A 25,818-nucleotide genomic window follows, 5' to 3' on the forward strand; every position below is an offset into this window, starting at 1 on the left:
GTATGTAGCAAACCGAACCGGCTGGTACGCCCCTTTGCGACGCAGCAGCTCCCCGATACAAAAGACGGACACCATTCATGACAGACGCAACCGTTTCGGACGTTGCGGCAGTTCCTGCTTCATCGTCTCCTGCCCGCATTCTCGTCGCCAGCCTCATCGGCACGACGATCGAGTTCTTCGATTTCTATGTCTACGCGACGGCCGCGGTGCTGGTTTTCCCGCACCTGTTCTTTCCGGCGAGCGATCCGGCATCGGCCATGCTGCAATCCTTCGCCACCTTCTCCATCGCCTTCTTCGCCCGCCCCATCGGCGCGCTGGTCTTCGGCCATTTCGGCGACCGCATCGGCCGCAAGGCGACGCTGGTCGCGGCACTGATGACGATGGGCCTGTCCACCGTGCTGATCGGCTTCCTGCCCGGCTACGAAGCCATCGGCGTCGCCGCGCCCCTGCTTCTGGCGCTATGCCGCTTCGGCCAGGGTCTCGGCCTCGGCGGGGAATGGGGCGGCGCGGTGCTGCTGGCGGTCGAAAACGCCCCGCCCGGCAAGCGGAGCTGGTACGCCATGTTCCCGCAGCTCGGCGCACCCATCGGCTTCTTCCTCTCCGCCACCTTCTTCATCGTGCTGACCGAGACGATGAGCAACGAGACGTTCCTCGACTGGGGATGGCGCCTGCCCTTCCTCGCATCGATCCTGCTCGTGGTCGTCGGCCTGTACGTCCGCCTGAAGATCGCCGAAACGCCGGAGTTCGCCGCCGCCATCGAGCGCAAGGAGCGCGTTGAGGTTCCCATCGCCACGCTCTTCAAGAACTACAAGCGCAGCCTGTTGCTCGGCACCTTCGCGGCGCTCGCCACATTCGTGCTGTTCTACATCATGACGGTCTTCTCGCTGTCCTGGGCGACCCGTCCGGCCGAAATCGGCGGTCTCGGCTTCACCCGTCAGTCCTTCCTGTTCATCCAGCTCTTCGGCGTGATCTTCTTCGCCCTGTTCATCGCCTTTGCCGGCCGCATCTCGGACCGCTTCGGCCGCCGCGCCGTGCTCTCCGTCACCTCGGTCATCATCGCCGTGTTCGGCTTCGCCATCGCGCCGCTCTTGTCGGCGGGCACCGCCGGCGCCGTCGCCTTCTCGGTCATCGGCTTCGCCCTGATGGGCATGACCTACGGCCCGATCGGCGCAGCCCTCGCCGCTCCGTTCCCGGCCGGCGTGCGCTACACCGGCGCCTCGATGACCTTCAACCTGGCGAGCATCTTCGGCGCGTCGCTCGCGCCCTACATCGCCACCTGGCTCGCGACGACCTACAGCCTCGGCGCGGTCGGCTTCTATGTGGGCGGCGCCGCCCTCATCTCGCTCGCCTGCATCCTTTGCAGCGGCAAGAACGAAGTCTGAACCGGACGTATATACGGAAAACGGGGACCGAAAGGCCCCCGTCAGACTGCTGACCAACGGCTCATCGCTCTCTTTCGTCATGGTCGGGCTTGATCCGACCATCCACCGCGCCGCTGTCGGCGTGGCCCCTCGGGTCAAGCTCGAGGGTGACGAAAGAGAGGGTTTGTCGATACACTGACGGGGGCCCTTCGGCCCCCGTTTCATTTTGTCTTCCAGAAGAGAACGGCTTATTCCGTGGTCGCGCCGAGGAACGGCTTCACTTCCCGGCCCGGGATGAACTTGCCGAGACGCCTGATTTCCCATTGCAGCTTGATGCCCGAATGTTCGAAAACACGCTGGCGGACATTCTCGCCGAGATATTCGAGGTCGTAGGCCGAGGCGTGGCCCGTGTTGATCATGAAGTTGCAATGCAGGGACGACATCTGCGCGCCGCCGATCATCATGCCCCTGCAACCGGCCTCGTCGATCAGTTCCCAGGCCGAATGGCCTTCCGGGTTCTTGAAGGTCGAACCGCCGGTCTTCTCGCGAATCGGCTGAACAGTCTCGCGATGCTGGCGCACGGCGTCCATGTCGGCGCGGATCTTCGCCCTGTCCTCCGGGAAGCCCTCGAAAATGGCCTGCGTGAAGATCAGCCCTTCTTCCGGCGGATGCGAGTGCCGGTAGCCGTAACCCATGTCGGTCTTCGTCAGCACGTGCCTGTTGCCCTTGCGGTCCACCGCATGGACTTCGACGACGCGTTCGGACGTCTCGCCGCCATTCGCGCCGGCATTCATCGTCAGCGCGCCGCCGATCGACCCCGGAATGCCGTAGTAGAAGTGAAAGCCGCCGAGATCGTTATCCATCGCGACGGCCGAAATCGTCTTGTCCGGGCAGATCGCGCCAGCCCGGATACGGTTGTCGCCGATGAACTCGGCCTGGCCGAAGCCCTTGGCGGAAAGCCGCACCACCGCGCCCGAAATGCCACCATCGCGCACCAGAAGATTGGAGCCGAGGCCGATCACCGTCAGCGGCACCTCTTCGGGCAGAAGCTTCAGGAAAGCGATCAGATCGTCCTCGTCGTGCGGATGGAAAAGCAGTTCCGCCATGCCGCCGGCCTGGAACCAGGTGGCGCGCTCCATCGGCGCGTCCGTGGTGAGACGCCCCCGCAGTTCTTTCACGCCCTCGCCCAGCGACGCCAGCAGTTTTTCCCCATCGACCTGTTTCATCAAGACTTTCCCGAATAGCTTTCCAATCCATGCGGCAGCGCCTGCGCCCACTGGGTAATGCTGCCAGCCCCCAAACAAACCACAAAGTCGCCAGGCTTCGCAATGCCGGCGATGGCTTCGGCCAATCCTTCCGGCTCCGGAAGGTAGCGCGCATCGCGATGTCCCGCCGCCTTCAGCGCCGAAACCAGCGCTTCCGCATTCGCCCCCCCGATGGGATTTTCACCCGCCGCATAGACCGGCGGAATGAAAATGACGTCGGCATCGTTGAAGCAATGCGAGAACTCTTCGAACAGGCTCGACAGGCGAGAATAGCGATGCGGCTGGTGAATGGCGATGATCCGGCCCTTGCAGGCCTCCCGCGCCGCCTTCAGCACCGCCCGGATCTCCACCGGATGATGGCCGTAATCGTCGAACACCTGCACGCCGTTCCATTCGCCCGTCAGCGTGAAGCGGCGCTTGACGCCGGTGAACGAGGCGAGCCCGCGCGCGATCGCCTCGCCGTCGATGCCGAGTCGGTTGGCGACGGCAATCGCCGCGCAGGCGTTCGACACGTTGTGCCGGCCCGGCATGGGCAGCATCAGGTCCCGGAAGAAAAACACCTTGCCCGTCCGGCGCCGGCGGATCTCGACGTCGAAGAAGGACTGCGTCCCCTCCATGCGCACGTTCATGAAGCGCACATCGGCCTGCGGGTTCTCGCCGTAGGTGATCACCTTGCGGTCCTCGATCTTGCCGACCAGCGCCTGCACCTCCGGGTGATCGAGACACATGACGCCGAAACCGTAGAACGGCACGTTCTCCACGAACTGCCGGAAGGCGGCGCGCACCGCGTCGAAATTGCCGTAATGGTCGAGATGCTCCGGGTCGATATTGGTGACGACGGCGATCTCGGCGGGAAGCTTCAGGAAGGTGCCGTCCGATTCGTCGGCCTCCACCACCATCCAGTCGCCCGCGCCCATGCGGGCATTGGTGCCATAGGCGTTGATGATACCGCCGTTGATCACGGTCGGGTCCAGGCCGCCCGCCACCAGCAGCGCCGCGACCAGCGAGGTCGTCGTCGTCTTGCCGTGGGTGCCACCGATGGCGATGGCATTGCGGAAGCGCATCAGCTCGGCCAGCATTTCCGCCCGGCGCACGATCGGCAGGGCGCGCTCGCGCGCCGCGACCAGTTCCGGGTTATCCTTCCGGATGGCGGTCGAAACCACCACCACCTCGGCCTCGCCCAGATTGTCCGCCCTGTGGCCGACGAAGACCGGAATGCCCTTGTCGCGCAGGCGCTGGACATTGGCGCCGTCCGACTGGTCGGACCCTTGCACGCGGTGGCCGAGATTGTGCAGCACCTCGGCGATGCCGCTCATGCCGATGCCGCCAATGCCGATGAAATGAACGAGACCGATGGCTTGCGGCATCTTCATGGCCGTGCCCCCTTGTTGTTGCAATGTGTCTTGAAATGCTCGACCGTTTCGCCCTCGGCGATGGCGACCACCAGATCGGCAAGGCGCGTCTGCGCGTCCGTCCGCGACAGCGTGCGCGCCGCCGCGGCCATTGCCGCCAGCCGCGCGGGATCGGAGAGAAGGCTTGCGATCTCCGCGGCGAGGTTGTCCGGGTCGATGGTGTTCTGCCGGCGCATTTCGGCCGCGCCCACGTCGACGAGGATCTGCGCGTTGTGGCCCTGGTCGTCGTCGAGCGCGATGGGCAGCGGCACGAGGATCGACGGCCGGCCGATCACGGTCAGTTCCAGAACCGTCGAGGCCCCGGCGCGGCCGATCACGAGATGGCTTTGCGCCACCCGGCCCGGCAGGTCGGAAAAGAACGATGCGATCTCGGCCTCGACGCCCAGTTCGCCATAACGGGCCTTCACGCGCGCCTCGTCTTCGGCGCGGGCCTGCTGGACGATGTGCAGGCGCTTCCGCAGCGCCTCCGGCAGGCGCGCGACGGCTTCCGGCACCATGTCGGAGAAAAAGCGCGCACCCTGGCTGCCGCCGAACACGGTCAGGCGCAATTCTCCCTCCTCCTGCGGCGGCGTGAACGGCACCGTCGCCGCCTCGATCACCGACGGCCGGACCGGATTGCCGACCTCGACGATCTTGCCGGCGAAAGCGCCGGACGGCTTGAGAAACCCGCCGGCAATCGCCTGCACGCGCGGCGCGAGCGCCTTGTTGGCGCGGCCCATCACCGCATTCTGCTCGTGAACGACCGAGGGGATGCCGAAGCGCACGGCCGACATCAGCGGCGGCACGGTGGGATAGCCGCCGAAGCCGACGATGGCGGCGGGGCGATGGCTGCGAAGGATGCGGCGCGCGGCGATGAGGCCGCGCCACAGCATCAGCGCCGCCTTCGCGACGACGATGGGGTTCTTCGAACTGATCGTCGCCGAGGGAACCACATGGATCTCGTCGGCCGGAAACTTGCCGGCATAGCGTGCCGCGCGGCTGTCGGTCACGAGATGCACGCCATAGCCGCGCGCCTTCAGCTCATGCGCCAGCGCCTCTGCCGGGAAAAGATGGCCGCCGGTTCCCCCGGCGGCGAGAAAGATCAGTCTATCGGTCATTCTGGTCCTATTCCGCCGGCACGCTGCGGCTCGACCGGAACAGGCTGCGCTCCTGTGCCCGCTTTTCCGGGCGATGGCGGGTCAGCGCCAGAAGGAAGCCGGCCGTGACGCAGATCGCGATCATCGACGAGCCGCCGTAGGAGATGAGCGGCAGCGTCATGCCCTTGGCGGGCAGGAGTTCCAGATTGACGCCGACATTGATGAAGGATTGCAGGCCGAGCAGAAGCACGAGGCCGGCAATGGAGAAACGGGTGAAATCGTCGCGCTCGCGAAAAGCGTGGCCCAGCCCCCTGAGCACGATGAAGGCGAAGATCGCCACCAGTGCCATGCAGAACAGGATACCGAACTCTTCCGCCGCGACGGAGAAGACGAAGTCGGTGTGGCCGTCGGGGATGATGCGCTTGACGATCCCCTCGCCGGGACCCTGGCCGAACCAGTCGCCGCGGATGATCGCCTCGCGCGCCGTGTCCACCTGGAACGTGTCCCCCTCGCCGGTCATGAAGCGGTCGATGCGGCCGGCCACGTGCGGCAGGGCGAAATAGGCGGCGGAGAGCCCGCCGATGCCGAGACCGCCGAGCAGGATGATCCAGAACCACGGCAGGCCGGCCATGAAGAACATGCCGCCCCAGACGGCACTGGTCAGGATCGTCTGGCCGAGGTCGGGCTGCGCGACGAGCAGCACGACGACGATGCCATAAAGCAGCATGGCGAAGAAATTGCCCGGAATGTCCGGCTGGCGGCTGTTTTCCGAAAACAGCCAGGCGCAGACGATCACGAAGGCGGGCTTCATGAATTCGGACGGCTGGATGGAAAGGTTGCCGATATTCACCCAGCGCCGCGCGCCCTTCACCTCGATGCCGAAGAACAGCGCGAAGACCATCAGCAGGACGGAGACGACGAGCATGATCATCGCCGTGCGCCGCACCTGCCGGGGCGACAGGAAGGACAGGCCGATCATGACCGCGAAGGACGGCAGCAGGAAGAAGGCGTGACGCGTGACGAAATGGAAACTGTCCAGGCCGATGCGCTCGGCCACCGGCGGCGAGGCCGCGAAGGACAGCATGAAGCCGATCCCCATCAGGAGGATGAAGGCTGCCAGGAAATACCGGTCGATGGTCCAGAACCAGTCGGCCAGCGCTCCACGTTCCGCTCTGCTCACCATGTCATTTCGTCCCCGTGTTCGGTTCCACCAGCATGGTCACGCCCTCGATCTCCGCCACATGCGACACGAAGGCTTCGCCCCTCACTTCGAAATTCTTGTACTGGTCGAAGCTTGCGCAAGCCGGGGATAGCATCACGACCGCCTCCCCGCCGTTTCGCTCCGCATCCGCCGCCGCATGCGCCACCGCGCGGTCCAGCGTATCGGAAATCTCGAACGGCACGGCCTCGCCCAGCGTCGCCGCGAAGGCCGGCGCCGCCTCGCCGATCAGATAGGCCCTGGCAATGCGCGGAAAGAGCGGCGAAAGCGACGCGATGCCGCCGGCCTTCGGCAGGCCGCCAGCGATCCAGTGGATATTCTCGTAGCTCGACAGCGCCGGCGCGGCGGCATCCGCGTTGGTCGCCTTGGAATCGTTGACGAACAGCACGGCCCCCTTGCGGCCCACCGGCTGCATGCGGTGCTTCAGCCCCGGGAAAGAGGAAAGCCCGGCGCGGATTTCATCGCGACTGACGCCGACGGCAAGGCAGGCGGCGATGGCGGCGCAGGCGTTCTGCGCGTTGTGGCCGCCGCGAAGCGTCGCGATGCCGTCGAGATCGGCCAGCAGCGCGGAAGCCCCCTGATGCGCTTCCATGATCCGCGAGCCCTCGGCATAGAACCCGTCGGCCACCGGCTGGCGGCGGGAAATGCGCACGACCTTCGTACCGGCGCGCTCGACCCGGTCGGCGATGAGCGTGCAGAAGCTGTCGTCGACGCCGACGATGGCCGTGTCGGCGCCTGCGACCAGCCGCTCCTTGATGTCGGCATAGTGCTGCATCGTGCCGTGGCGGTCGAGATGATCCGGCGTCAGGTTCAGCAGGATGCCGGCGGACGGGTCGAGCGTCGGCGCAAGGTCGATCTGGTAGGACGAGCATTCCACGACATAGAAGCGCCCGTCCTTCGGCGGATCGAGCGTCAGCACCGCCGTGCCGATATTGCCGCCGAGCTGCGTGTCGCGGCCGCTCGATTGCAGGATATGGGCGATCAGCGCCGTGGTGGTCGATTTGCCGTTGGTGCCGGTGATGGCGATGAACGGGCAATCCGGCGCATGCGCCCGGCGCTCGCGGACGAAAAGCTCGACGTCGCCGATCACCTCGACGCCGGCGGCGCGGGCGAGATCGACGGACCAGTGCGGCTTCGGATGGGTGAGCGGCACGCCCGGCGAAAGCACCAGCGCGGCGATGCCGCTCCAGTCGAGGCCGCGCAGGTCGGCGGTCTTCAGCCCTTCGGCGGCGGCTTTGGCGACGCTTTCCGGATTGTCGTCATGGACAAGGGTGTCGGCGCCGCCGGCGACCAGCGCCCGGGCGGTCGCCAGCCCCGAACCGCCCAGTCCGAAAAGCGCCACCTTCCTGCCCTTGAAGACCGAAACCGGGATCATCGCCAATCACCTGAGCTTGAGGGTGGAAAGGCCGAGCAGCGCCAGCACCACGGCGATGATCCAGAAGCGGATCACCACCTGGCTTTCGGTCCAGCCCTTCTTTTCGAAATGATGGTGGATCGGCGCCATCAGGAAGACGCGCTTGCCGGTGCGCTTGAACCAGAACACCTGGATGATGACCGACAGCGTTTCCATGACGAATAGGCCGCCGACGATGACCATGACGATCTCGTGCTTGGTGGCGACCGCGATGGAGCCGATCAGGCCGCCGAGCGACAGCGACCCGGTGTCGCCCATGAAGATGGCGGCGGGCGGCGCGTTGAACCACAGGAAGCCGAGCCCGGCCCCGATCACCGCGCCGACGATGACCGCCAGTTCGCCGGTGCCCGGCACAAAATTGATCTGGAGATAGTTGGCGAAGATGGCGTTGCCGGCCACATAGGCGATGACGCCGAAGGTGGCGGACGCGATCATCACCGGCACGATGGCCAGCCCGTCGAGGCCGTCCGTCAGGTTCACCGCATTGCCGGCGCCGACGATGACGAAGGCGCCGAACAGCGCGAAGAAGACGCCGAGGTTCAGCATCAGATCCTTGAAGAAGGGAAACGTCACCGAGGTGCCGATGCCCGACCCGTTCGGCGCCGTGGCGATGGAATGGCGCATCATGAAGAACACGGCGATGGCCGCGATCAGGGCCTCGATCCCGAGGCGCGCCCGCCCGGAGAACCCCTTGTCGGACTGCTTCGTCACCTTCAGATAGTCGTCGTAGAAGCCGATGGCGCCGAAGCCGAGCGTGACGAGCAGCGTCGCGACGACATAGGTGTTCGAAAGATCGGCCCACAACAGGGAGCTGACGACGATGCCGCTCAGGATCATCAGGCCGCCCATCGTCGGCGTGCCCGCCTTCTTGAAGTGGGTCTGCGGCCCGTCGGCGCGAATCGGCTGCCCCTTGCCCTGACGCACGCGCAGCGAATTGATCATCGCCGGCCCGAACAGGAAGACGATGGCCGCCGAAGTCGCCAGCGCCGCACCGGTGCGGAAGGTGATGTAGCGGAACAGGTTGAAAACCTGAAAATGATCCGCAAGTTGCACGAACCAAAGGAGCATTTCTGTCTTTCCCCGACGACGGCTGGTTCGCGCATGTTCCCCCGGATCCGGAGCGAACCCGGGAGCCATGCGCCATTACGAAAAGTGCTACGGCGTCCCCTGCCCGTCATCCGCGACGTGCGGTGCTGCCGTATCGGCCTGCGTGTCGGCCAGTGGCGGGAACTTGTCAAGCAGGGCCGCGACGATCTTGCCGAATCCGAGGCCGAGTGACGATTTCACCATCACCGCATCGCCCGGAAGCACCGATTGCGCGACAAAAGACGCCAGATCTCCGGTCTTTTCCCGATATTCCACCGAAACGCTCTCCGGCAGGGCGTCGCGCAGATGCGCCATAGCCGGCCCCGCCAGCCATACGTGACTGATTCCCGCTGCAAGCAGCGGCCCGGCGAGGTCCGCGTGAACGGCATCGGAATGCGCGCCCATTTCCAGCATGTCGCCCAGAACCGCGATACGGCGCCCCTCTCCCCCGGTCTCTGCCGCCGCGAGCACGGCAATCGCCGCCCGCATCGAGGCCGGATTGGCGTTGTAACTCTCGTCGATCAGCATGAAGGCGCCGTCGCCGATCCGCCGGCGGTGGCGTTCGCCGCGCCCCTTCACGCCGCCGAACAGGGCGAGCGCATCGATGGCCGCATCGAGATCGGCTTCGGCCTGCTGCACCGCGCCGAGTGCGGCGACCGCATTTTCCGCGACGTGACGGCCCGGCGCGCCGATCTCGGCGGCAAAGCGTTCCACACCGGCGATGAAGGTGAAAGCCGACCGGTCGGCCTCGCCGTGAAAATCCTCCATGCGGTAATGCGCCTGCACATGCTGGCCGAAGGGAAAGATGCGCGTGACGCCGGCCGCGCGCGCCGCCTCTTCCAGTTGCTCGAACTCCGGATTGTCACGGTTGATGAGTGCCGCGCCGCCCGGCAGCACTCCCTCGAAGATCTCCGCCTTGGCGGCGGCGATCTCCTCGATGCTGGCGAAATTGCCGAGATGGGCCGGGGCGATGGTCGTAACGATCGCGACATGCGGCTCGACCATCTTCACCAGCGGACGGATTTCGCCGGGATGGTTCATACCGATCTCGAACACGCCGTAACGGGCGCTGACCGGCATGCGCGCCAGCGTCAGCGGCACGCCCCAGTGGTTGTTGAAGGAAGCGACCGCCGCATGGACCTCGCCCGACGGGGCCAGCAGGCCCCGCAGCATTTCCTTGGTCGTCGTCTTGCCCACGGAGCCCGTGACGGCGAGAACCGTCGCCTGGCTGCGCTTGCGCGCGGCAACGCCGAGACGCTCCAGCGCCGCCAGCACGTCCTCGACGACGATCTTGGCGCAGGTCAGGCGGCCGAGCGCCGGCAGCTTCGCCTCGGCCACGACGATCAGCGCCGCGCCGTTGGCCATCGCCACGCCGGCGAAATCGTGGCCGTCCACCCGCTCGCCGCGGATGGCGAAAAAAGCATCGCCCGGCTTCACCGAACGGCTGTCGATGGAAATGCCGGTGACGCCGCCCGGCAGACTGCCGAGCGGCCGTCCCGCCATTGCCGTGACGAGTTCCTCGGACGTCCAGAGAAAATCATCCATCAGGAGACCTCCCTATGATTCTGCGCGTCGCCGTCCCGCAACGCATCGCGCACTTCCTCATGATCGGAGAACGGCAGCACCGTCGAGCCAACGATCTGACCTTCCTCGTGCCCCTTGCCGGCAACGATCAGCGTATCGCCGCTTTTCAGCAGCGCAACCGCATGGCGGATCGCCTCGCGGCGGTCGCCGATCTCGGTCGCTCCCGGAGCCGCGGTCATGATTTCGGACCGGATCGTTTCCGCCACTTCCGAGCGCGGGTTGTCGTCGGTGACGATCACCACATCGGCGTATCGGGTGGCGATTTCACCCATGATCGGACGCTTGCCCTTGTCGCGGTCGCCGCCGCAACCGAACACCACGACGATGCGGCCCGAGGTGAAGGGGCGGACGGAGGCCAGCACATTGGCGAGCGCATCCGGCTTGTGGGCGTAATCGACATAGGCGAGCGCACCGTTGACGGCCTTGCCGACGAGTTCGAGACGCCCCGGCGCGCCCTTGAGCTTGCCGAGCGCCTCGAAGGCGACGGACGGCTTCACGCCGGTCGAGATGGCGAAGCCGGCGGCAACCAGCGCGTTGGAAATCTGGAAATCGCCGGCCAGCGGCACCCGCACCTCGTAGATGTCGCCACCATGATGGACTTCCGCCATCTGGGCGTCGCGAAGATGCTCGACACGCTTGACCGTGATGAACGTGCCCGAGCGGCCGACGGTGCGCACGTCCTGCCCGGCGGCGCGCGCCGCTTCCACGGCCCGCTTCGACCATTCGTCGTCGGAAAAGATAATCGCCGGAGAGCCCTTCGGCAGAAGATCGAAAAGCCGCATCTTGGCGGCGAAATAGTCCTCGACCGTCGGATGATAATCCATATGGTCGCGCCCGAGGTTGGTGAAGGCCCCTGCCGCCAGCCGCACGCCGTCGAGCCGCGACTGGTCGAGCCCGTGGCTGGATGCCTCCATCGCCGCATGGGTCACGCCCTCGCCCGCAAGCTCGGCCAGAAGCGTCATCAGCGAAACCGGATCGGGCGTCGTCAGCGAGCCGTAATCGTCGCGCTCCGGGGAGATGACGCCGGTCGTTCCGATCTGCGCGGCCTTGAGGCCGGCGAAAGCCCAGATCTGGCGGGTGAAGGAAACGACCGACGTCTTGCCCGCCGTGCCGGTGACGGCAACCATGCATTCCGGCTGCGCGCCGAAGAACCGCGCCGCGGCCAGCGCCAGAAAGCGGCGCGGATCGCTTGTGACGAGAACCGGGACAGAGACGCCCTCGAGCGGATGGGCGGAAACGACGGCGGCGGCGCCCTTCGACACCGCGTCGGCCGCAAAGCCCGCGCCGTCGGCCTTGACGCCCGCCACGGCGACGAACAGGTCGCCCGGCGCGATCCTGCGGCTGTCGGCGGAAATCCCGGAGACGTCAACCTCGCCAGCGCCCCCTTGCAGGGCTTCCGCAACGTGCCGGTCGATCTCTCCGGCCAGATCCCGCAGCTTCATCGTCTTGCTTTTCTTTCGTTCGAATCCCGGCGCTTTTCATGCCTGCATGAATCACCCGGCTTCTCTTCATACTATCAATAAGACTGCAACAAGGCAGTCCCGCCCTCGCCGAACTTCGGCTCCACGCCCAGCACGGCGGCCGTCCGGCGGATGATTTCGCCCGCCATCGGCGCGGCGGAGGTGCCGGCGAGCGCCGCGCCATTGCCCTTGTCGGTCTTCGGCTCGTCGATGAAGGTCAGGACGACATATTGCGGGTCGTCCATCGGAAAAGCGGAAAGGAAGGCGTTGAAATTCTTGTCGCGGGCATAGCGGCCGTTGACGACCTTGTCGGCCGTGCCGGTCTTGCCGCCGACATTGAAACCCTCGACGCGGGCGTTGCGGCCCGACCCCTTGATGCCGTTCCATTCCAGCAGGAAGCGCATGTCCTTGCTGGTCGACGGCTTGATGACCTGCTCGGCCACCTGATCGGCCTCCTCGCGGGTTCGCGGCAGGAAGGTCGGCTGGATCAGCTTGCCGCCGTTGACCAGCGTCGCCCCGGCCACCGCCGTCTGGAGCGGCGTCGTGGAAACGCCGTGGCCGAAGGAAATGGTGATCGAATTGATCTTCTTCCACTGGCGCGGCTGGCTGGGCATCGCCACTTCCGGCAGTTCCGTCCGCAGGCGCTTTGTCAGGCCGAGGCGTTCGAGGAACTCCTTGTGCCCTTCCGTACCCACGGTGTCGGCGATCCTCGCCGTGCCGATATTGGAGGAATACTGGAAGATTTCCGGCACGGTCAGCACCCGGCCCTTGCCGTGGAAATCCCGGATGGTGAACCCGCCGATGCGAATCGGATAGCGGGCATCGAAGGAATCGGAAAGCCGAACCTTGCCGGAATCGAGCCCCATCGCCAGCGTGAAGGACTTGAAGGTCGAGCCCATTTCGAACGTGCCGTTCGAAACGCGGTTCAGCCAGCCTTCCTCCTTGCCCTCGGTCGGATTGTTCGGATCGAAATCCGGCACCGACGCCATAGCGAGGACTTCTCCGGTGTGGACGTTCAGCACCACCGCGCCGGCCCCAAGCGAATCGAACTTCGTCATGGCGTTCACGAGCACGTCGCGCAGGATCGACTGGACGCGCAGATCGATCGACAGCCGCATCGGCTCCAGCGGAACGTCGCTGGTCATCCCGAGCGCCGTCAGGTCGGCGAGGCCCTGATTGTCCATGAAGCGTTCCATGCCGGCCGCACCGCGGTTGTCGATATTCACGAAACCGAGCACATGGGCGGCGGTCGGGCCACCGGGATAGAAGCGGCGCTTTTCCGGGCGGAAGCCGATGCCGGGAATGCCGAGCGCGAGAATCTGGCTCTGCTGCTTCGGGGTCAACTGGCGGCGCAGCCACTGGAAACGCGAATTCTTCATCGAGAGCCGGCGATAGGTGCCGCGCACGTCGAGATCGGTCAGAACCGTCGCCAGCTTTTCGACGGCCTCGTCGGCATCGACGATCTTGTGCGGCTCGGCAAACAGCGAGACGGTGCGGATGTCGGTCGCCAGAAGCTCGCCGTTGCGGTCGAGAAGGTCCGGGCGCGAGGCCATCAGCCGGTCGGCCGGCATGATCGAGGATACGGTTTCCGGCGCGGCCATGCCGTATTGCACCAGACGCCCGCCGACCACGGCATAGACGCCGACGAAGGCCAGCATCATCAGGCCGACGCGGTTGCGCGCCTGCTTCGCCTTCTTCTTGACCGTCCCCTGGAATCCGGCGGGGCGCTTGGCGCCTCCCGCCGCAAAGTGGGCCTTGCTCTTCACGACCATGATTCGGGAAAGGAAAGACATCAGCGGTTCACCGATCCTGTTGTCATCGTGTCCGGGCGAAGGGCGGGAATGGCGATCCCGCCGATAACGGTCCCGAAAACGGAATTCGGTCTGCCTTCGCCGCCTGCCGCGCCTTCCGCCACTTCCGGCTGCGGCGCCTGCGAGCGCAGCATCGGCAGTTCGGAGGGGCGGGCAAGCTGCGTCGGCTGCGTCGGCTCGAGCTTCAGTTCGTCATTATATGCCTCGACAAGCTTGCGCAGGCGGTTCGGCTGGCTCAGCAGCGCCCAGTCCGCCTTCAGCAGCTCGATCGTGTCGCGCTCCAGCTTGATTTCCGCCTGAAGACGGCGGACCTCCTGCAACTTTTCATCCGCCCTGTGCTTGATCTGGTAGGTGATGGTGGCGGCCACCACCATCATGCCGATCAGGAGAAGGTCGAAGGCACGGAACATATCAGCCTCCAAGCCGTGCGATGTCGGCAAGTGCCGGCAGATCGAAGATGGAATGATCGGCCTTGCCCGCCGGTGTCGCGGTGCGCAGCGCCGCGCGCAGCTTGGCGGAACGGGCGCGCGGATTGGCTTCCGCCTCCGCTTCGCCTGCCGTCACTACCTGGCGCGTCAGCATGTCGAAATGGGCCGGGGCCGCCGCGGCCGCCGGCAGGTGCCGTGAGCCGGAAGCCTTGCCGGAGCGGGCCGCGAAGAATTTCTTGACGATGCGATCCTCCAGCGAATGGAAGGTGACGACCACGAGGCGGCCGCCGGGCTTCAGCGCCCGTTCGGCCGCGAACAGCGCCGAGGCGAGTTCGCCCAGTTCGTCGTTGACGAAGATGCGCAGCGCCTGGAAGACGCGCGTCGCCGGGTGGATGCGATCCTTCGCCTTGCGCGGCGTCACGGTCTCGATCAGCCCGGCAAGATCCCGGGTCGTGTGGAACGGTTCCTCGGCGCGGCGCTTCTCGATGGCGCGGGCGATGCGTCCCGCCTGCTTTTCCTCACCGAGAAAGCCGAAGATGCGGATGAGATCGCCCGTCTTCGCGCGGTTCACCACATCGGCCGCGGAAACGCCCTCGCCCGACATGCGCATGTCGAGCGGCCCGTTCTTCTGGAAGGAAAAGCCGCGTTCGGCCTCGTCGATCTGCATGGAGGACACGCCGATGTCGAGCACGACGCCATCGAGGCCGCCTGCCGGAGCATGATCGTCGAGGCGCGAGAAACGCGAATGGATGAGATTGAGACGTCCGCCGCTTTTTTCGACCAGCGCCCGGCCTCCAGCAATCGCCGCCGGGTCGCGGTCGAGGGCGATCACGTCGGCGCCGGCGTCGAGGATGGCCGACGTATAACCGCCCGCCCCGAACGTGCCGTCGAGGACGACGTCGCCCGCCCTGGGCGCGAGCGCTTGAAGAACCTCCGCGAGAAGGACCGGAATGTGCCGAACCGGTCCGCCACCGGCCAGGGAGTTTTCCTCGCCAGAATTCGACGCCATTCCGATCCCCCGCTGTCCGCTGCCTGCAAACACCGGCCCGATGCGGAATGCATCCTGCCGCTGCCCTACCCTGAACGCGTGCCCGGAAGGCCGCGCTCCGCTCTGGCCGCCGCCTGCGCCTCGTGAAACGCCTGCGGTTGCCACAACTGAAAATGATCCGCCCGACCGACGAAGGTCACTTCCTCGGAAATGCCGGTGAAGGAACGAATGAAATCCGTCACCATCAGCCGCCCTTCCGGGTCGAGCTTCATGAAGACGCCGCCGCCATGTACGAGCAGCGACATCCGGTTCGCTTCCGGCGAGAACGGGTCCATGCCCGCTATCTGCCGTTCGTAACGCTCCAGAAGGTCCGGACCGCCACAGCTGATCGCCGGGAAAACGAAGTCCTGGAGACAATAAAGCTCCCGGATATCCCGGTTTGCGAGAACCGCACGAAACGGCGCCGGCACGGAAACCCGTCCCTTGGCATCGATCCGGTTGGTCGCATTCGACAGGAAGCGGTCCATGACGCGATACTGCCGTCTCCCTCAGACGGGCGGCCCTAAACAGCCGCCACGAACGCAAAACGCCACCCCGCCGGCAGACGCACAACGCCTTGCCAGCCCCGAACGGGAACTCATGCTTTTTCTGCGATGAGCGGGCGAATGATGGCCCGTGAATGGTGTGTATTTGGGATAGCATGGGACAACATGGGCGTCAATGGGAAGAGACGGCACGGCGCACCGCTCCAGGTCAAATCTTTATAAGCCGTTAAGTTTAACGAAAGGTTAGTCCGCGGCGGCAAGCTGCACCTTTCCCATGCCCGGGACGGGAATAAAAACTATGGTTTTTCAATAATTTGATAAAAAATGCCGCCCGATTCGGCCGTGTCGGTCCCGGGCGTGGGAAAAAATTTGCCAGTCGGCCTGTAAGCCGGGTTCTGTATGGCTCCGGAGGCCCTTGCGGGACGCCGGAACGTGGCAGCCATTCATCTGGGACACCGCTTGCGCGGCGCCTCTCGCAACCCACCCGGACGACGAGCCCGGAAACAGGCCTGGACACGCTTGCGCGGCCCGTGTCGTCCCTATTCGGTCTTGCTCCCGGTGGGGTTTACCATGCCGTTCCTGTTGCCAGGTCCGCGGTGGGCTCTTACCCCACCCTTTCACCCTTACGCCGCGAATGTGCCCCTGACGGGCACGTCGGCGCGGTCTTCTCTCTGTGGCACTTTCCCTGGGGTCGCCCCCGCCGGACGTTATCCGGCACCGTGTTTCCGTGGAGCCCGGACTTTCCTCACCTCACCGCCTTTCGGCATTGGTGAAGCGCGGCTGCCCGGCCGACTGGCAGCCGGGTGATAGCCGGGAACGCCGACAAACGCCACCGAAATGTTCCGGGTCCATACGGTTAAAGTATTTCCAGCAAAAGTGCGACGCGGTTTTGCGTCCGGAAATGCATCAGAACGAATAGTGAGAGAATTTTCGCGATTCGGAGAAAAGCGGAAATACCCTAAAGGAACTGCGGCGCGAAATCCGTGCCGAAGGCGGTATCCTCGATCCGGTCCTCGAGGAGAAGCACGGCACCGAGACGGCCGATCTCGTCCGAACTCTTCGCCGCCGCCCCGCAGCCGCCAGCGAGAACCGCCAGGCGCTCGGAGCCCGGCGCGAAGCCGATGGCCGGATAGCCGGACGGCGTGAACGAGGTCACGCAAGCCGCCATCGTCGGCGCCTCGGCCTTGAGGCCCGGCACCAGCGCCCGCATGGAGACTTCGAGATGATCGCGCGTGCTCGCCCGGCCGCCGCTGCGGAACCAGGCGCGGATTTCCGGCTCGCTCGGCAGCACGTAATCGTCCGGGTCGCCGCCGATCTTCAGGTAGACCTTGCCGTCGGGATAGGCGACCGGGGGCAGGAAATAGAATTCCTTCGTATGATCCTCCGGCTTGCAGATCAGCGACGGCATCTTCGCAAAACGGACCTGCTCCTCCTCGTCCAGTTCGAAGAAGGCCACCGTGCGTGCGAAGATCTGAAGCGCCAGAGGCCGCGGCAGCAGGTTGCGGTTGATGGTGAAGCCGCCGGCGGCCACGATGACCTTGTCGGCGCGATAAACGCCCCCCTCCTCGGTCGAGACGCTGACGCCGCCATCCTCCTCTTGGATCGACGCCACCGTTTCCCCGATCACCGCCGCGCCGTGACGGGCGGCGAGCCACGCCTGCGCCTTCACCAGGCGGCGCGGATTGATATAGCCCGCGCCCGCCCGTTCATGAACGCCGTCGAACCCGTCCGGGAACCGGAAGAAGGGAAATTCCTGCGCCAGCGCATCGGCGTCAAGCCGCGCCAGTGCTGCGCCGGCCTTGCTCCCCGCTTCGATAACGCGATCGGTATATCCCGCCCCGTATCCGGTGGGTGCACCGACGATCAGGCAACCGGTCTCGCGGTAGAAATCGATGCCGCTTTCGCGGGCGATTTCCGCGTACCGGCTGATCGACCGGTTGGCGAGCAGCGCCCAGTTCGGGTCCGGATCGATGGTGCGGGTAATGCGCGCCTCGTCGTAATGGCTGGCGAACACGCCGGTGTGGTTTGCCGTGTCCTGCGGCTCGCCCGGCCCGATCAGGGCGACGCCATCGCTTCGCATGGCGAGATGACGCGCCGCCGCGGCGCCCATCATTCCGCGCCCGATGACGATATATTTGAAGCGACTGCTCATCTGCATCTCCCGGCGATCAGGGCATTCCCGGCAAAAGCCTGAAACGGCCTTGCCGGGAACGCGTAAGTGAATAAGCGCGCACGCTTTGATCTAGGCAACGGCCATCCGCGGCAGGGAAACCAGAAGCCTGTGCAGCGTGTCGATGGTCGACATGTCGGCGATGCCGTCGACCCGCTCCGGGCGGAAATGACGCTGGAAGGCCTGCACGACGCCCTCCGTCCTTTCGCAGAACGAGCCGGTGATCTCGATATTGTAGCCGTAAAAGGCCAGCATCGACTGGAGCGCCTCGACGGGCTGACCGTCGTCGCCGCGGTGGAAAAAACGGCCGCCGGCAATCGGCGTCGGCTCGACCCAGTGGCCGACGCCCGCCGCCGCCAGCCGCGCCCAGGGGAATTTCTCGCCCGGATCGGCCTTGCGCACCGGCGCCACGTCGGAATGGCCAAGCACCCGTTCCGCCGGAATATACCAGCGCGTCGCGCAATCGCGACAGATGTCGATCACCGCCTCGATCTGCGCATCGGTGAAATCGGGAAGCCCGGCGGGATGGCCCGCATTGGCGATCTCGATGCCGATGGAATGCGAATTGATGTCCTCCTCGCCCGCCCAGAAGCTCCTGCCCGCATGCCAGGCACGGCGCGCTTCGGGCACGAGCTGCACGACGCGCCCGTCCTTGTGGACGAAGTAATGACAGGAAACCTCGCTTTCCGGGTTGCAGAGCCAGGCAAGTGCCTGCTCGTCGTCCGGCATGCCGGTATAGTGCAGGAGGATCATGTTGGGCTCGCGACCCTCCTTGCGCTCGCCGTGATTCGGCGAAGGCCGCACGAGAGCCCGGGAGAAATCGGCCGTGCACGACGTCATGCGGCGCGGCGCTCTTTTTCGATGGCTTCATAGGCCGCGTTCAGCGCGGCCATGCGCTCATGGGCGACGGCATGAAACTCCACCGGAACGCCGCGGGCGATCAGCCGGTCGGGATGATGCTCGGAAACGAGGCTGCGATACCTGCGGCGGATTTCCGGAAAATCGTCGGACGGCGACACGCCGAGAACGTCATAGGGATCGGTGCCGCCGACATGCAGATGCCGCGCCTTAACCCGCTCGAAATAGTCCTTGTCGAAGCCGAATATTTCCGCGATGCGGGCGAGATAGGCCATCTCGTTCTCGTGGATGAGACCATCGGCCTTGGCGATGTGGAACAGCCCGTCGAGCACGTCATCGAGGATCTGGCACGGTCCGCCGGCGCAGGTGCGGCAGAGCGTCGCCATCTGCGTCGCATAGGCCTCGATGCCCGCCACGTCCTGCTTGGCGAGATTATAGAGCCGCGCGACATGCGCGGCCTCCGATTCGGGAAACTCAAAGATCTGGCGGAAGGCATCGACCTCGGCGCGGCTGACGATGCCGTCGGCCTTGGCGATCTTGGCGGAAAGCGCGATCATCGCCACCGAGAAGGCAACCTGCTTGCGGGTTTCGGGATCGCCCTCGAAAATCGTCCGCACGGCCTCGACGACGCGGCCGAGAACGCTGCCGGCAGCCTCGCCCACGGCACTCAGGACTTTTTCAAGAAAGCTCGTCAGTTGCCCGCGGGCGTGATCGAATACCATGCTGCCAGCATGACCAAATTCGGAGCATAAAAGCAACAAAAAGCGCCGTCTGGCGCATTAAACTTTCTTCACGCTTTGTCAGGCCGGCTGAACCTCGGATCGCGCCGGACACGCATCGCGGGAAGCGGCACGCAAGGGGCGGCGCCCGCGATGCGTGTCCGGCGGAATTGAACCGATTATAATGGCGGATCGGGACGACCGCCCTGTAAAATATGGCAAAAACCCTATGTCTTCATGATATTATCACTTTACAGAGGCACGCGCCTGTCGCATCCATGCCCTCCGGTAATGTGAGGATCGACTTGCGGCAAAGTCCGCTCAAGGAGGAATGAGATGGCCAAACAGAAAGTTGCGATGCTGACCGCCGGAGGCCTTGCCCCATGCCTTTCCTCGGCCGTGGGCGGACTGATCGAGCGCTATACCGACATCGCGCCGGACATTGAGCTGATCGCCTATCGCTCCGGCTATCAGGGCCTTCTGCTCGGCGACATCATCGACATCACCCCGCAGATGCGCGAACAGGCGCCGCTCCTGCACCGCTACGGCGGCTCGCCGATCGGCAACAGCCGCGTCAAGCTGACCAACGCCGTCGACTGTGCCAAGCGCGGGCTGGTGAAGGAAGGTGACAACCCGCTGAAGGTCGCGGCCGAGCGCCTGGCGGCCGATGGCGTCACCACCCTCCACACGATCGGCGGCGACGACACGAACACCACCGCGGCCGACCTCGCCGCCTATCTCGGCGCCAACGGTTACGACCTCACGGTCGTCGGGCTGCCGAAGACGGTCGACAACGACATCGTGCCGATCCGCCAGTCGCTGGGCGCCTGGACCGCCGCCGAATACGGCGCCGCCTTCTTCGACAACGTGTCGAACGAGCAGAGCGCCGCACCGCGCACGCTGGTCATCCACGAGGTCATGGGCCGTCACTGTGGCTGGCTGACCGCCGCCACCGCAAAGGCCTACATCAAGCGCACCGCCGGCAACGAATATGCCGACGGCTTCATGATGAACACCCAGATGAAGAACATCGACGGCCTCTACCTGCCGGAGATCGCCTTCGACCTGGAAGCGGAAGCGGCCCGCCTCAAGGGCATCATGGACCGCACCAGCTTCGTGACGATCTTCGTTTCCGAAGGCGCCTGCCTCGACGCCATCGTCGCCGAGCGCGAGGCCTCCGGCGAGACCGTCAAGCGCGACGCCTTCGGCCACGTCAAGATCGACGCCATCAATGTCGGCGGCTGGTTCGCCAAGCAATTTGCAGCATTGATCGGCGCAGAGCGTGCAATGGTGCAGAAATCCGGTTACTATGCCCGCTCCGCTCCGGCCAACACCGAAGACCTGCGCCTCATCCACTCGATGGTGGACCTTGCTGTGGAAAGCGCGCTCGGCGGCGTTTCGGGCGTCACCGGTCATGACGAGGACCAGAACGGCAGGCTGCGCACCATCGAGTTTCCGCGCATCAAGGGCGGCAAGCACTTCGATATCAGGCAGCCGTGGTTCGACGGCGTCATGGCCTCGATCGGACAGGACTACAAGCCGGCCTGACGGGCCGCGACGGGAAACGGATGCACACGGAATACTGGCTTCCATTCACGGCTCTGAGCGCCTTCTGGCTGGCCATTCCCGGCCGGAGCGGGTTCCTGATCGCATCCTATGCCCACGGAAAGGGTCGCCGGACGGCCCTTTTCACCGTTCCCGCCTTCGTGCTCGCCAATCTCGCCGCCGCTCTGGCGGCGGGCCATCTGACGCTGTGGGCCAGCCTCGTTTCGCCCGTGCTGTATTCGGCCGTGATCTGGATCGGCGGCTTGCTGCTAGCCTTCACCATTGCCGGCATCGCCCTCGCGCCCGATCTCGTCGGCCCCTTCGCCGATAACGACAACCTGCGGGAAAAGCGCCTGCCGCGCATCTTCCTCGACGTCTTCGCCCAGACGTTTTTCGAACGGCGCATCCTGTTCTTCCACCTCGCGGTCGTGCCGCATTTCCTGTTCGCCAACGCCGCCTGGCAACCACAGCTTGCGTGGCTTTGCGCCGCCGTCGCCGTTGCAGCGCTTGCCGTGTCGCTCTATCAGGCCATGATGCCCGATGCCTTCCTGCGCCGCATCCGCCGCCGCACGGCGTTGCGCCGCAAGCCCGTCCGCGGCGGAATGGTGTCGATCGCATCCGGCGCGGTGGTGGCCGGCTACCGGAAAATCGCAGCCTGACAACTGCAACCTCCGGGCAGCTTGCGGCGCAGCGGCCAATCGGTTAATAAAATCCCATCGAACGAAGCACCCCTTGAAGACGGGGGAGGCGAAAGGGAGGTATCATGTCCGGAGACAAGGCGTTGAGGAAAAGTCCGCAACTCCATCTGGCCGTGATGGTTTCTCTCTGCGCCGTCCTTGCAGGCTGTGAAACGACCGGCCAGCAGGCATCCGGCTCCTCCGGCACCGAGCGGCGGATCTCCGGCAAGCCCCGGCTTGCCGAATCCGGCACGGCCGTCGCCGCGATCGAGCTTCCCGACACGCCGCCGGAAACGCTTTATCCCGTCACCGTCGCCTACGAACCCGCGGTCGATCCGGTTCTCGCCGCCGAGGCCGTCGATCCCTCGCTCGTTCCGGGTTCCGTGCCGGTTCCCCGCCCCTCGCCGCTGACGGCGCTCGCCATGACGACACCGGAGAACGGCGCAGCCGATCCCGCCGCGCAGGCTGACAATCTGCCCGGCGTTCCGGCCACGGAAGCGCAGAGGCTCGCCGAATCCAGCATTCCCGCCTCTCCGCTCGCCGCCAAGGGCGCCCGCGCCGGTACGCCCGTCGCCGTTGCCAGCGCCGCCGGCATTCCCGCCAGCGTCATGCTGGCCGAGCAGGCCTCACCGCAGACGGCGGCGCCCGGCAGCCGGCCCGCCGGCGCGCTCGGCTATGCGGCTCCCGCCGGCCGCAACGGCGCGCTCGCCGCCATCGACGGCAATGCGTCCGCCTCCACCGCCGCGTCGCGCATGCAATCCGGCGAGACGCAACGCGAGCGGATCAACGACCTGATCGCCCGCTACGCGGTCGAATACGGCGTTCCCGAAAAGCTCGTTCACCGCGTCGTCCATCGCGAAAGCCGCTACGACCCGGCGGCCTACAACAGGCGCGGCTATTTCGGCCTGATGCAGATCGCCTACCCGACCGCCAAATCGATGGGCTATCAGGGTCCGGCCAACGGTCTTCTCGATGCCGAGACCAACCTGAAATACGCGATCAAATATCTGCGCGGCGCCTATCTGGTCGCCGATACCGACCATGACAACGCCGTTCGCCTCTATGCCCGCGGCTATTACTACGATGCCAAGCGCAAGGGCATGCTCCACGTCATGAAATAACCCCCGCGCGGGTCTTCCCCTTCATACCCCTGCGCCGCGTCTGCGGAACGGAAGCCGCCACGTTCACGTGAACCGGTGGGGCACGGCCGGACCCGCATACGGCGCGCGCCGTCATCATTCCTTTGCATGACCGGCCTATGAACAGCGACAGTCTCACCCACTGGACGGTCGCCATGACAAGGCACGAACGCAATCCGATCGGCAACGGCCCGGGCAAGGTCGGCGAGGCGATGCTGCGCCACCGCACGCTCTCCGCCGACGGCCTCTCGGAACGTCTCTTCCGCATTCTCTTTTCCGGGCTGGTCTATCCCCAGATATGGGAGGACCCGGAAGTCGACATGGAGGCGATGGATCTGGCACCCGGACACCGGATCGTCACGATCGGTTCCGGCGGCTGCAACATGCTGGCCTATCTCTCGCGCTCGCCCGCCCGGATCGATGTCGTCGATCTCAACCGCCATCATGTCGCGCTGAACCGGCTGAAGCTCGCCGCCTTCCGGCACCTGCCCGGCCATGACGACGTGCTGCGCCATTTCATCGGCCATAACCTGCGCGGCAACGTTCAGGCCTACGACCGGTTCGTCGCACCGCATCTCGATCCGGAAACGCGCGCCTACTGGAACCGGCGCGGCCTGACGGCCCGCCGCCGCATCACGATGTTCAACGGCAACATCTATCGCAAGGGCCTGCTGGGCCGCTTCATCGGCACCGGCCATGCCATCGCCCGCCTCCACGGCGTCAAGCTGAAGGACATCACCGCCGCCCGCACGATCGAGGAACAGGAACGGTTCTTCGAAACGCGCGTCGCGCCGCTCTTCGACAAGCCGGCGATCCGCTGGGCGACCAGCCGCAAGAGCTCGCTCTTCGGCCTCGGCATCCCGCCGCAGCAGTTCGACGAGCTGGCGGGCGCCTCGGGCGACGGCACGGTGGGGCCGGTGCTGAAGGAGCGCCTGCGCCGCCTTGCCTGCGGCTTTCCGCTGGAAAGCAATTATTTCGCCTGGCAGGCTTTCGCCCGCCGCTATCCCGCGCCCGGAGAAGGGCCGCTGCCGGCCTATCTTCGCCCGGATTACTACGCGGCGATCAAAGCCTCGGCGTCCCGCGTCTCGGTCCACCACGAGAGCGTGACCGACCTGCTCGCCCGCAGGCCGGCCGCCTCCGTCGACCGCTACTGCCTTCTCGACGCCCAGGACTGGATGACCACCCGGCAGCTCAACGCGCTGTGGCGGGAAATCACCCGCACCGCCGCGCCCGGCGCCCGCGTCATCTTCCGCACGGCGGCGGAGGCGTCGATCCTGCCGGAGCGGCTCGATCCCGGGCTGATCAACCGCTGGCACTACAGGCAGGACGAATCGCGCGCGTTTACCGCCCGCGACCGCTCGGCGATCTATGGCGGCTTCCATCTCTACGAGCGGCTCGACGCATGAAGCGCGAGGAGACAGCCGCAACCGCCGACCATGCGCGGCTGATGGACCGCATCTATCGCGGCCAGAAACATATCTACGACGCCACGCGCAAATATTACCTCTTCGGCCGCGACCGGACCATTGCCGGCCTCGACGCCCGACCGGGCCAGAGCCTGCTGGAACTCGGCTGCGGCACGGGGCGCAACCTCCTGCTGGCCACCCGCCGTTTTCCCGGCCTGAACCTCCACGGCCTCGACATCTCACGGGAAATGCTCGAGACGGCGAAGGCCCGCTTCGGGCGCGAGGGCGTTCAGGCGACCTTCGTCGCCGGCGACGCTACGCGCTGCCGTCCGGCGGATTTCGGCGTCGAGGGCTTCGATCGCATCATGATCTCCTATGCCCTTTCCATGATCCCGGACTGGAAAGGCACGCTCGACGCGGCCTTCGACGCCCTTACCCCCGGCGGTTCGATCCATATCGTCGATTTCGGCGACCAGTCCGGCCTGCCCCGCTGGTTCAGAACGCTGCTGCGCGCCTGGCTCGCACAATTCCACGTCGCCCCGCGCGACGACATGCCGGCCGTGCTGGCTGGAATGTGCCGGGCGCGCAACCTCTCCCTTGCCGTCGAGACCATCGGCCGAGGCTATGCCGTCCGCGCGGTCGCAAGCGCGTGAACGGTCGCCTCCCCCCTTGCCCTAAAGGTTTGTTTACGCTGTTATGATGTAAACATATCAGGCGCGCGCCTTGCACCGGGCGCGAATCTGCCGTTTTCCACCGGGGTGGAAATACGGGAGGCGGCAGGGCAGCGAACGGGTAATCCATGCGGCGATTTCTACTGGCACTTCTGCCTTTGACCCTTCTGACGGGCGGCTGCACCGCCGTCGGCTACGACATGATCGAGACCGCCTCCATCAATCCGCGTTTCCACGACACGAAACCGATCGATTTCGGCGAGCGGCATCCGCACCGCCATCAGGTCCACGGCATCGACGTTTCCAAGTGGAACGGCGACATCGACTGGCCCGAGGTGCGCAAGTCCGGCGTTTCCTTCGCCTTCATCAAGGCGACCGAAGGCAAGGACATGATCGACCCGAAATTCGACGGCAACTGGCGCGGAGCCTCCGCAGCCGGCGTGCCGCACGCGCCCTACCATTTCTACTACTGGTGTTCGAGCGCCGACGAACAGGCCGACTGGTTCATCGCCAGCATACCGAAGGCCGCGCTGAAGATGCCGCCGGTTCTCGACGTCGAGTGGAACCACGATTCGAAGACGTGCAGCTACCGGCCGAGCCCGCTGACCGTGCGCTCCGAGATGCAGCGCTTCATGGACAGGATCGAGGCCCACTACGGCAAGCGCCCGATCATCTACACCACGGTCGATTTCCATGCGGACAATCTGGTCGACCAGTTCAAGAACTACCATTTCTGGGTCCGCTCGGTCGCCTCGCATCCGTCCGACAAATACGACGAGCGCCGCTGGGCCTTCTGGCAGTACACCGCCACCGGCGCCATTCCCGGCATCCGCGGCAACACCGACATCAACGTCTTTGCCGGCGATGCCGGAAACTGGAAACGGTGGCTGACGGCGATGAACAAGTAGCGGCGTGGCCGCCACGCATCGGCCCGCATCAGTTTCCCGGCATTTTCGGGCCGGAGCGATTGAATTTCTTGCTTCG

The 25,818-nt window shown here is 65.5% G+C and carries 22 protein-coding genes and 1 other RNA gene; 7 read left to right on the forward strand and 16 right to left on the reverse strand.

Going from position 1 to position 25,818, the window contains the following annotated elements; all coding sequences use genetic code 11:
• Positions 1-77 precede the first annotated feature (77 nt).
• Positions 78-1,382, forward strand: coding sequence for an MFS transporter (locus tag NOF55_RS05020; protein WP_306410251.1), 1,305 nt, complete (start codon positions 78-80; stop codon positions 1,380-1,382).
• A gap of 227 nt (positions 1,383-1,609) precedes the next feature.
• Here the strand turns inward: NOF55_RS05020 and murB are convergent, their stop codons facing one another.
• The 16 genes from murB to NOF55_RS05100 form a co-directional block, all read right to left on the reverse strand.
• Complete coding sequence (gene murB, locus NOF55_RS05025) at positions 1,610-2,587, reverse strand: UDP-N-acetylmuramate dehydrogenase (RefSeq protein WP_306410252.1); 978 nt, start codon at positions 2,585-2,587, stop codon at positions 1,610-1,612.
• Positions 2,587-3,999, reverse strand: coding sequence for a UDP-N-acetylmuramate--L-alanine ligase (murC, locus tag NOF55_RS05030; RefSeq protein ID WP_306410253.1), 1,413 nt, complete (start codon positions 3,997-3,999; stop codon positions 2,587-2,589). Before murC ends, murB begins: the two co-directional genes overlap by 1 nt.
• The gene (murG, locus tag NOF55_RS05035) at positions 3,996-5,135 is read right to left on the reverse strand and encodes an undecaprenyldiphospho-muramoylpentapeptide beta-N-acetylglucosaminyltransferase (RefSeq protein ID WP_306410254.1); all 1,140 of its coding nucleotides are present in this window, start codon (positions 5,133-5,135) and stop codon (positions 3,996-3,998) included. Before murG ends, murC begins: the two co-directional genes overlap by 4 nt.
• A gap of 7 nt (positions 5,136-5,142) precedes the next feature.
• On the reverse strand, positions 5,143-6,297 hold the full coding sequence (ftsW, locus tag NOF55_RS05040; protein ID WP_306410255.1) for a putative lipid II flippase FtsW: 1,155 nt from the start codon (positions 6,295-6,297) through the stop codon (positions 5,143-5,145).
• A gap of 1 nt (position 6,298) precedes the next feature.
• Positions 6,299-7,708 (reverse strand): UDP-N-acetylmuramoyl-L-alanine--D-glutamate ligase, encoded by a 1,410-nt coding sequence (gene murD / locus NOF55_RS05045; protein ID WP_306410256.1) that lies wholly within the window; start codon positions 7,706-7,708, stop codon positions 6,299-6,301.
• Positions 7,709-7,714: 6 nt separating this feature from the next.
• Entirely contained in the window at positions 7,715-8,815 is a 1,101-nt protein-coding gene (mraY, locus tag NOF55_RS05050; RefSeq protein WP_306410257.1) for a phospho-N-acetylmuramoyl-pentapeptide-transferase, read from the reverse strand.
• A gap of 87 nt (positions 8,816-8,902) precedes the next feature.
• Positions 8,903-10,378, reverse strand: a complete 1,476-nt coding sequence (locus NOF55_RS05055; RefSeq protein WP_306410258.1) for a UDP-N-acetylmuramoylalanyl-D-glutamyl-2,6-diaminopimelate--D-alanyl-D-alanine ligase — start codon at positions 10,376-10,378, stop codon at positions 8,903-8,905.
• On the reverse strand, positions 10,378-11,859 hold the full coding sequence (locus tag NOF55_RS05060) for a UDP-N-acetylmuramoyl-L-alanyl-D-glutamate--2,6-diaminopimelate ligase (RefSeq protein WP_306410259.1): 1,482 nt from the start codon (positions 11,857-11,859) through the stop codon (positions 10,378-10,380). Before NOF55_RS05060 ends, NOF55_RS05055 begins: the two co-directional genes overlap by 1 nt.
• A gap of 74 nt (positions 11,860-11,933) precedes the next feature.
• The gene (locus tag NOF55_RS05065) at positions 11,934-13,670 is read right to left on the reverse strand and encodes a peptidoglycan D,D-transpeptidase FtsI family protein (protein ID WP_306410260.1); all 1,737 of its coding nucleotides are present in this window, start codon (positions 13,668-13,670) and stop codon (positions 11,934-11,936) included.
• Positions 13,670-14,098, reverse strand: a complete 429-nt coding sequence (gene ftsL / locus NOF55_RS05070; RefSeq protein ID WP_306410261.1) for a cell division protein FtsL — start codon at positions 14,096-14,098, stop codon at positions 13,670-13,672. Before ftsL ends, NOF55_RS05065 begins: the two co-directional genes overlap by 1 nt.
• Position 14,099: 1 nt before the next feature.
• The gene (gene rsmH / locus NOF55_RS05075; protein WP_306410263.1) at positions 14,100-15,125 is read right to left on the reverse strand and encodes a 16S rRNA (cytosine(1402)-N(4))-methyltransferase RsmH; all 1,026 of its coding nucleotides are present in this window, start codon (positions 15,123-15,125) and stop codon (positions 14,100-14,102) included.
• A 65-nt stretch (positions 15,126-15,190) separates the two neighbouring features.
• Positions 15,191-15,631, reverse strand: coding sequence for a division/cell wall cluster transcriptional repressor MraZ (gene mraZ, locus NOF55_RS05080; protein WP_306410264.1), 441 nt, complete (start codon positions 15,629-15,631; stop codon positions 15,191-15,193).
• 386 nt (positions 15,632-16,017) lie between these two features.
• Positions 16,018-16,445: RNase P RNA component class A (gene rnpB / locus NOF55_RS05085), an RNA gene on the reverse strand.
• 162 nt (positions 16,446-16,607) lie between these two features.
• A complete protein-coding gene (locus NOF55_RS05090) occupies positions 16,608-17,801 on the reverse strand; it encodes an NAD(P)/FAD-dependent oxidoreductase (protein WP_306410265.1) in 1,194 nt (397 codons plus the stop codon).
• Between the two features lie 90 nt (positions 17,802-17,891).
• Positions 17,892-18,659 (reverse strand): N-acetylmuramoyl-L-alanine amidase, encoded by a 768-nt coding sequence (locus NOF55_RS05095; RefSeq protein WP_306410266.1) that lies wholly within the window; start codon positions 18,657-18,659, stop codon positions 17,892-17,894.
• Complete coding sequence (locus NOF55_RS05100; protein WP_306410267.1) at positions 18,656-19,399, reverse strand: J domain-containing protein; 744 nt, start codon at positions 19,397-19,399, stop codon at positions 18,656-18,658. The genes NOF55_RS05095 and NOF55_RS05100 overlap by 4 nt, the downstream gene beginning before the upstream one ends.
• Before the next feature lie 333 nt (positions 19,400-19,732).
• Here NOF55_RS05100 and NOF55_RS05105 point away from each other — a divergent pair, with 333 nt between their 5' ends.
• From NOF55_RS05105 to NOF55_RS05130, 6 genes are all read left to right on the forward strand, one after another.
• Positions 19,733-20,944, forward strand: coding sequence for a pyrophosphate--fructose-6-phosphate 1-phosphotransferase (locus NOF55_RS05105; protein WP_306410268.1), 1,212 nt, complete (start codon positions 19,733-19,735; stop codon positions 20,942-20,944).
• A gap of 20 nt (positions 20,945-20,964) precedes the next feature.
• Entirely contained in the window at positions 20,965-21,600 is a 636-nt protein-coding gene (locus NOF55_RS05110) for a hypothetical protein (RefSeq protein ID WP_306410269.1), read from the forward strand.
• A 104-nt stretch (positions 21,601-21,704) separates the two neighbouring features.
• Positions 21,705-22,739 carry a transglycosylase SLT domain-containing protein gene (locus NOF55_RS05115; RefSeq protein WP_306410270.1) on the forward strand — a complete coding sequence of 345 codons (1,035 nt, stop codon included), beginning with the start codon at positions 21,705-21,707 and terminating at the stop codon, positions 22,737-22,739.
• Between the two features lie 173 nt (positions 22,740-22,912).
• A complete protein-coding gene (locus NOF55_RS05120; RefSeq protein ID WP_306410935.1) occupies positions 22,913-24,163 on the forward strand; it encodes a BtaA family protein in 1,251 nt (416 codons plus the stop codon).
• Positions 24,160-24,816 carry a class I SAM-dependent methyltransferase gene (locus NOF55_RS05125; RefSeq protein WP_306410271.1) on the forward strand — a complete coding sequence of 219 codons (657 nt, stop codon included), beginning with the start codon at positions 24,160-24,162 and terminating at the stop codon, positions 24,814-24,816. Before NOF55_RS05120 ends, NOF55_RS05125 begins: the two co-directional genes overlap by 4 nt.
• Before the next feature lie 146 nt (positions 24,817-24,962).
• Complete coding sequence (locus tag NOF55_RS05130) at positions 24,963-25,742, forward strand: glycoside hydrolase family 25 protein (RefSeq protein ID WP_306410272.1); 780 nt, start codon at positions 24,963-24,965, stop codon at positions 25,740-25,742.
• Positions 25,743-25,818: the final 76 nt, after the last annotated feature.

The organism is Ectorhizobium quercum, from assembly GCF_026552795.1.
In the GTDB taxonomy this organism is placed as follows: Bacteria; Pseudomonadota; Alphaproteobacteria; order Rhizobiales; family Rhizobiaceae; genus Ectorhizobium; species Ectorhizobium quercum.

Coding starts and splice junctions, on each gene's coding strand:
- NOF55_RS05020 (WP_306410251.1), top strand. CDS start 78: ATGACAGACGCAACCGTTTCGGACGTTGCGGCAGTTCCTGCTTCATCG.
- murB (WP_306410252.1), bottom strand. CDS start 2,587: ATGAAACAGGTCGATGGGGAAAAACTGCTGGCGTCGCTGGGCGAGGGC.
- murC (WP_306410253.1), bottom strand. CDS start 3,999: ATGAAGATGCCGCAAGCCATCGGTCTCGTTCATTTCATCGGCATTGGC.
- murG (WP_306410254.1), bottom strand. CDS start 5,135: ATGACCGATAGACTGATCTTTCTCGCCGCCGGGGGAACCGGCGGCCAT.
- ftsW (WP_306410255.1), bottom strand. CDS start 6,297: ATGGTGAGCAGAGCGGAACGTGGAGCGCTGGCCGACTGGTTCTGGACC.
- murD (WP_306410256.1), bottom strand. CDS start 7,708: ATGATCCCGGTTTCGGTCTTCAAGGGCAGGAAGGTGGCGCTTTTCGGA.
- mraY (WP_306410257.1), bottom strand. CDS start 8,815: ATGCTCCTTTGGTTCGTGCAACTTGCGGATCATTTTCAGGTTTTCAAC.
- NOF55_RS05055 (WP_306410258.1), bottom strand. CDS start 10,378: ATGGATGATTTTCTCTGGACGTCCGAGGAACTCGTCACGGCAATGGCG.
- NOF55_RS05060 (WP_306410259.1), bottom strand. CDS start 11,859: ATGAAGCTGCGGGATCTGGCCGGAGAGATCGACCGGCACGTTGCGGAA.
- NOF55_RS05065 (WP_306410260.1), bottom strand. CDS start 13,670: ATGTCTTTCCTTTCCCGAATCATGGTCGTGAAGAGCAAGGCCCACTTT.
- ftsL (WP_306410261.1), bottom strand. CDS start 14,098: ATGTTCCGTGCCTTCGACCTTCTCCTGATCGGCATGATGGTGGTGGCC.
- rsmH (WP_306410263.1), bottom strand. CDS start 15,125: ATGGCGTCGAATTCTGGCGAGGAAAACTCCCTGGCCGGTGGCGGACCG.
- mraZ (WP_306410264.1), bottom strand. CDS start 15,631: ATGGACCGCTTCCTGTCGAATGCGACCAACCGGATCGATGCCAAGGGA.
- NOF55_RS05090 (WP_306410265.1), bottom strand. CDS start 17,801: ATGAGCAGTCGCTTCAAATATATCGTCATCGGGCGCGGAATGATGGGC.
- NOF55_RS05095 (WP_306410266.1), bottom strand. CDS start 18,659: ATGACGTCGTGCACGGCCGATTTCTCCCGGGCTCTCGTGCGGCCTTCG.
- NOF55_RS05100 (WP_306410267.1), bottom strand. CDS start 19,399: ATGGTATTCGATCACGCCCGCGGGCAACTGACGAGCTTTCTTGAAAAA.
- NOF55_RS05105 (WP_306410268.1), top strand. CDS start 19,733: ATGGCCAAACAGAAAGTTGCGATGCTGACCGCCGGAGGCCTTGCCCCA.
- NOF55_RS05110 (WP_306410269.1), top strand. CDS start 20,965: ATGCACACGGAATACTGGCTTCCATTCACGGCTCTGAGCGCCTTCTGG.
- NOF55_RS05115 (WP_306410270.1), top strand. CDS start 21,705: ATGTCCGGAGACAAGGCGTTGAGGAAAAGTCCGCAACTCCATCTGGCC.
- NOF55_RS05120 (WP_306410935.1), top strand. CDS start 22,913: ATGACAAGGCACGAACGCAATCCGATCGGCAACGGCCCGGGCAAGGTC.
- NOF55_RS05125 (WP_306410271.1), top strand. CDS start 24,160: ATGAAGCGCGAGGAGACAGCCGCAACCGCCGACCATGCGCGGCTGATG.
- NOF55_RS05130 (WP_306410272.1), top strand. CDS start 24,963: ATGCGGCGATTTCTACTGGCACTTCTGCCTTTGACCCTTCTGACGGGC.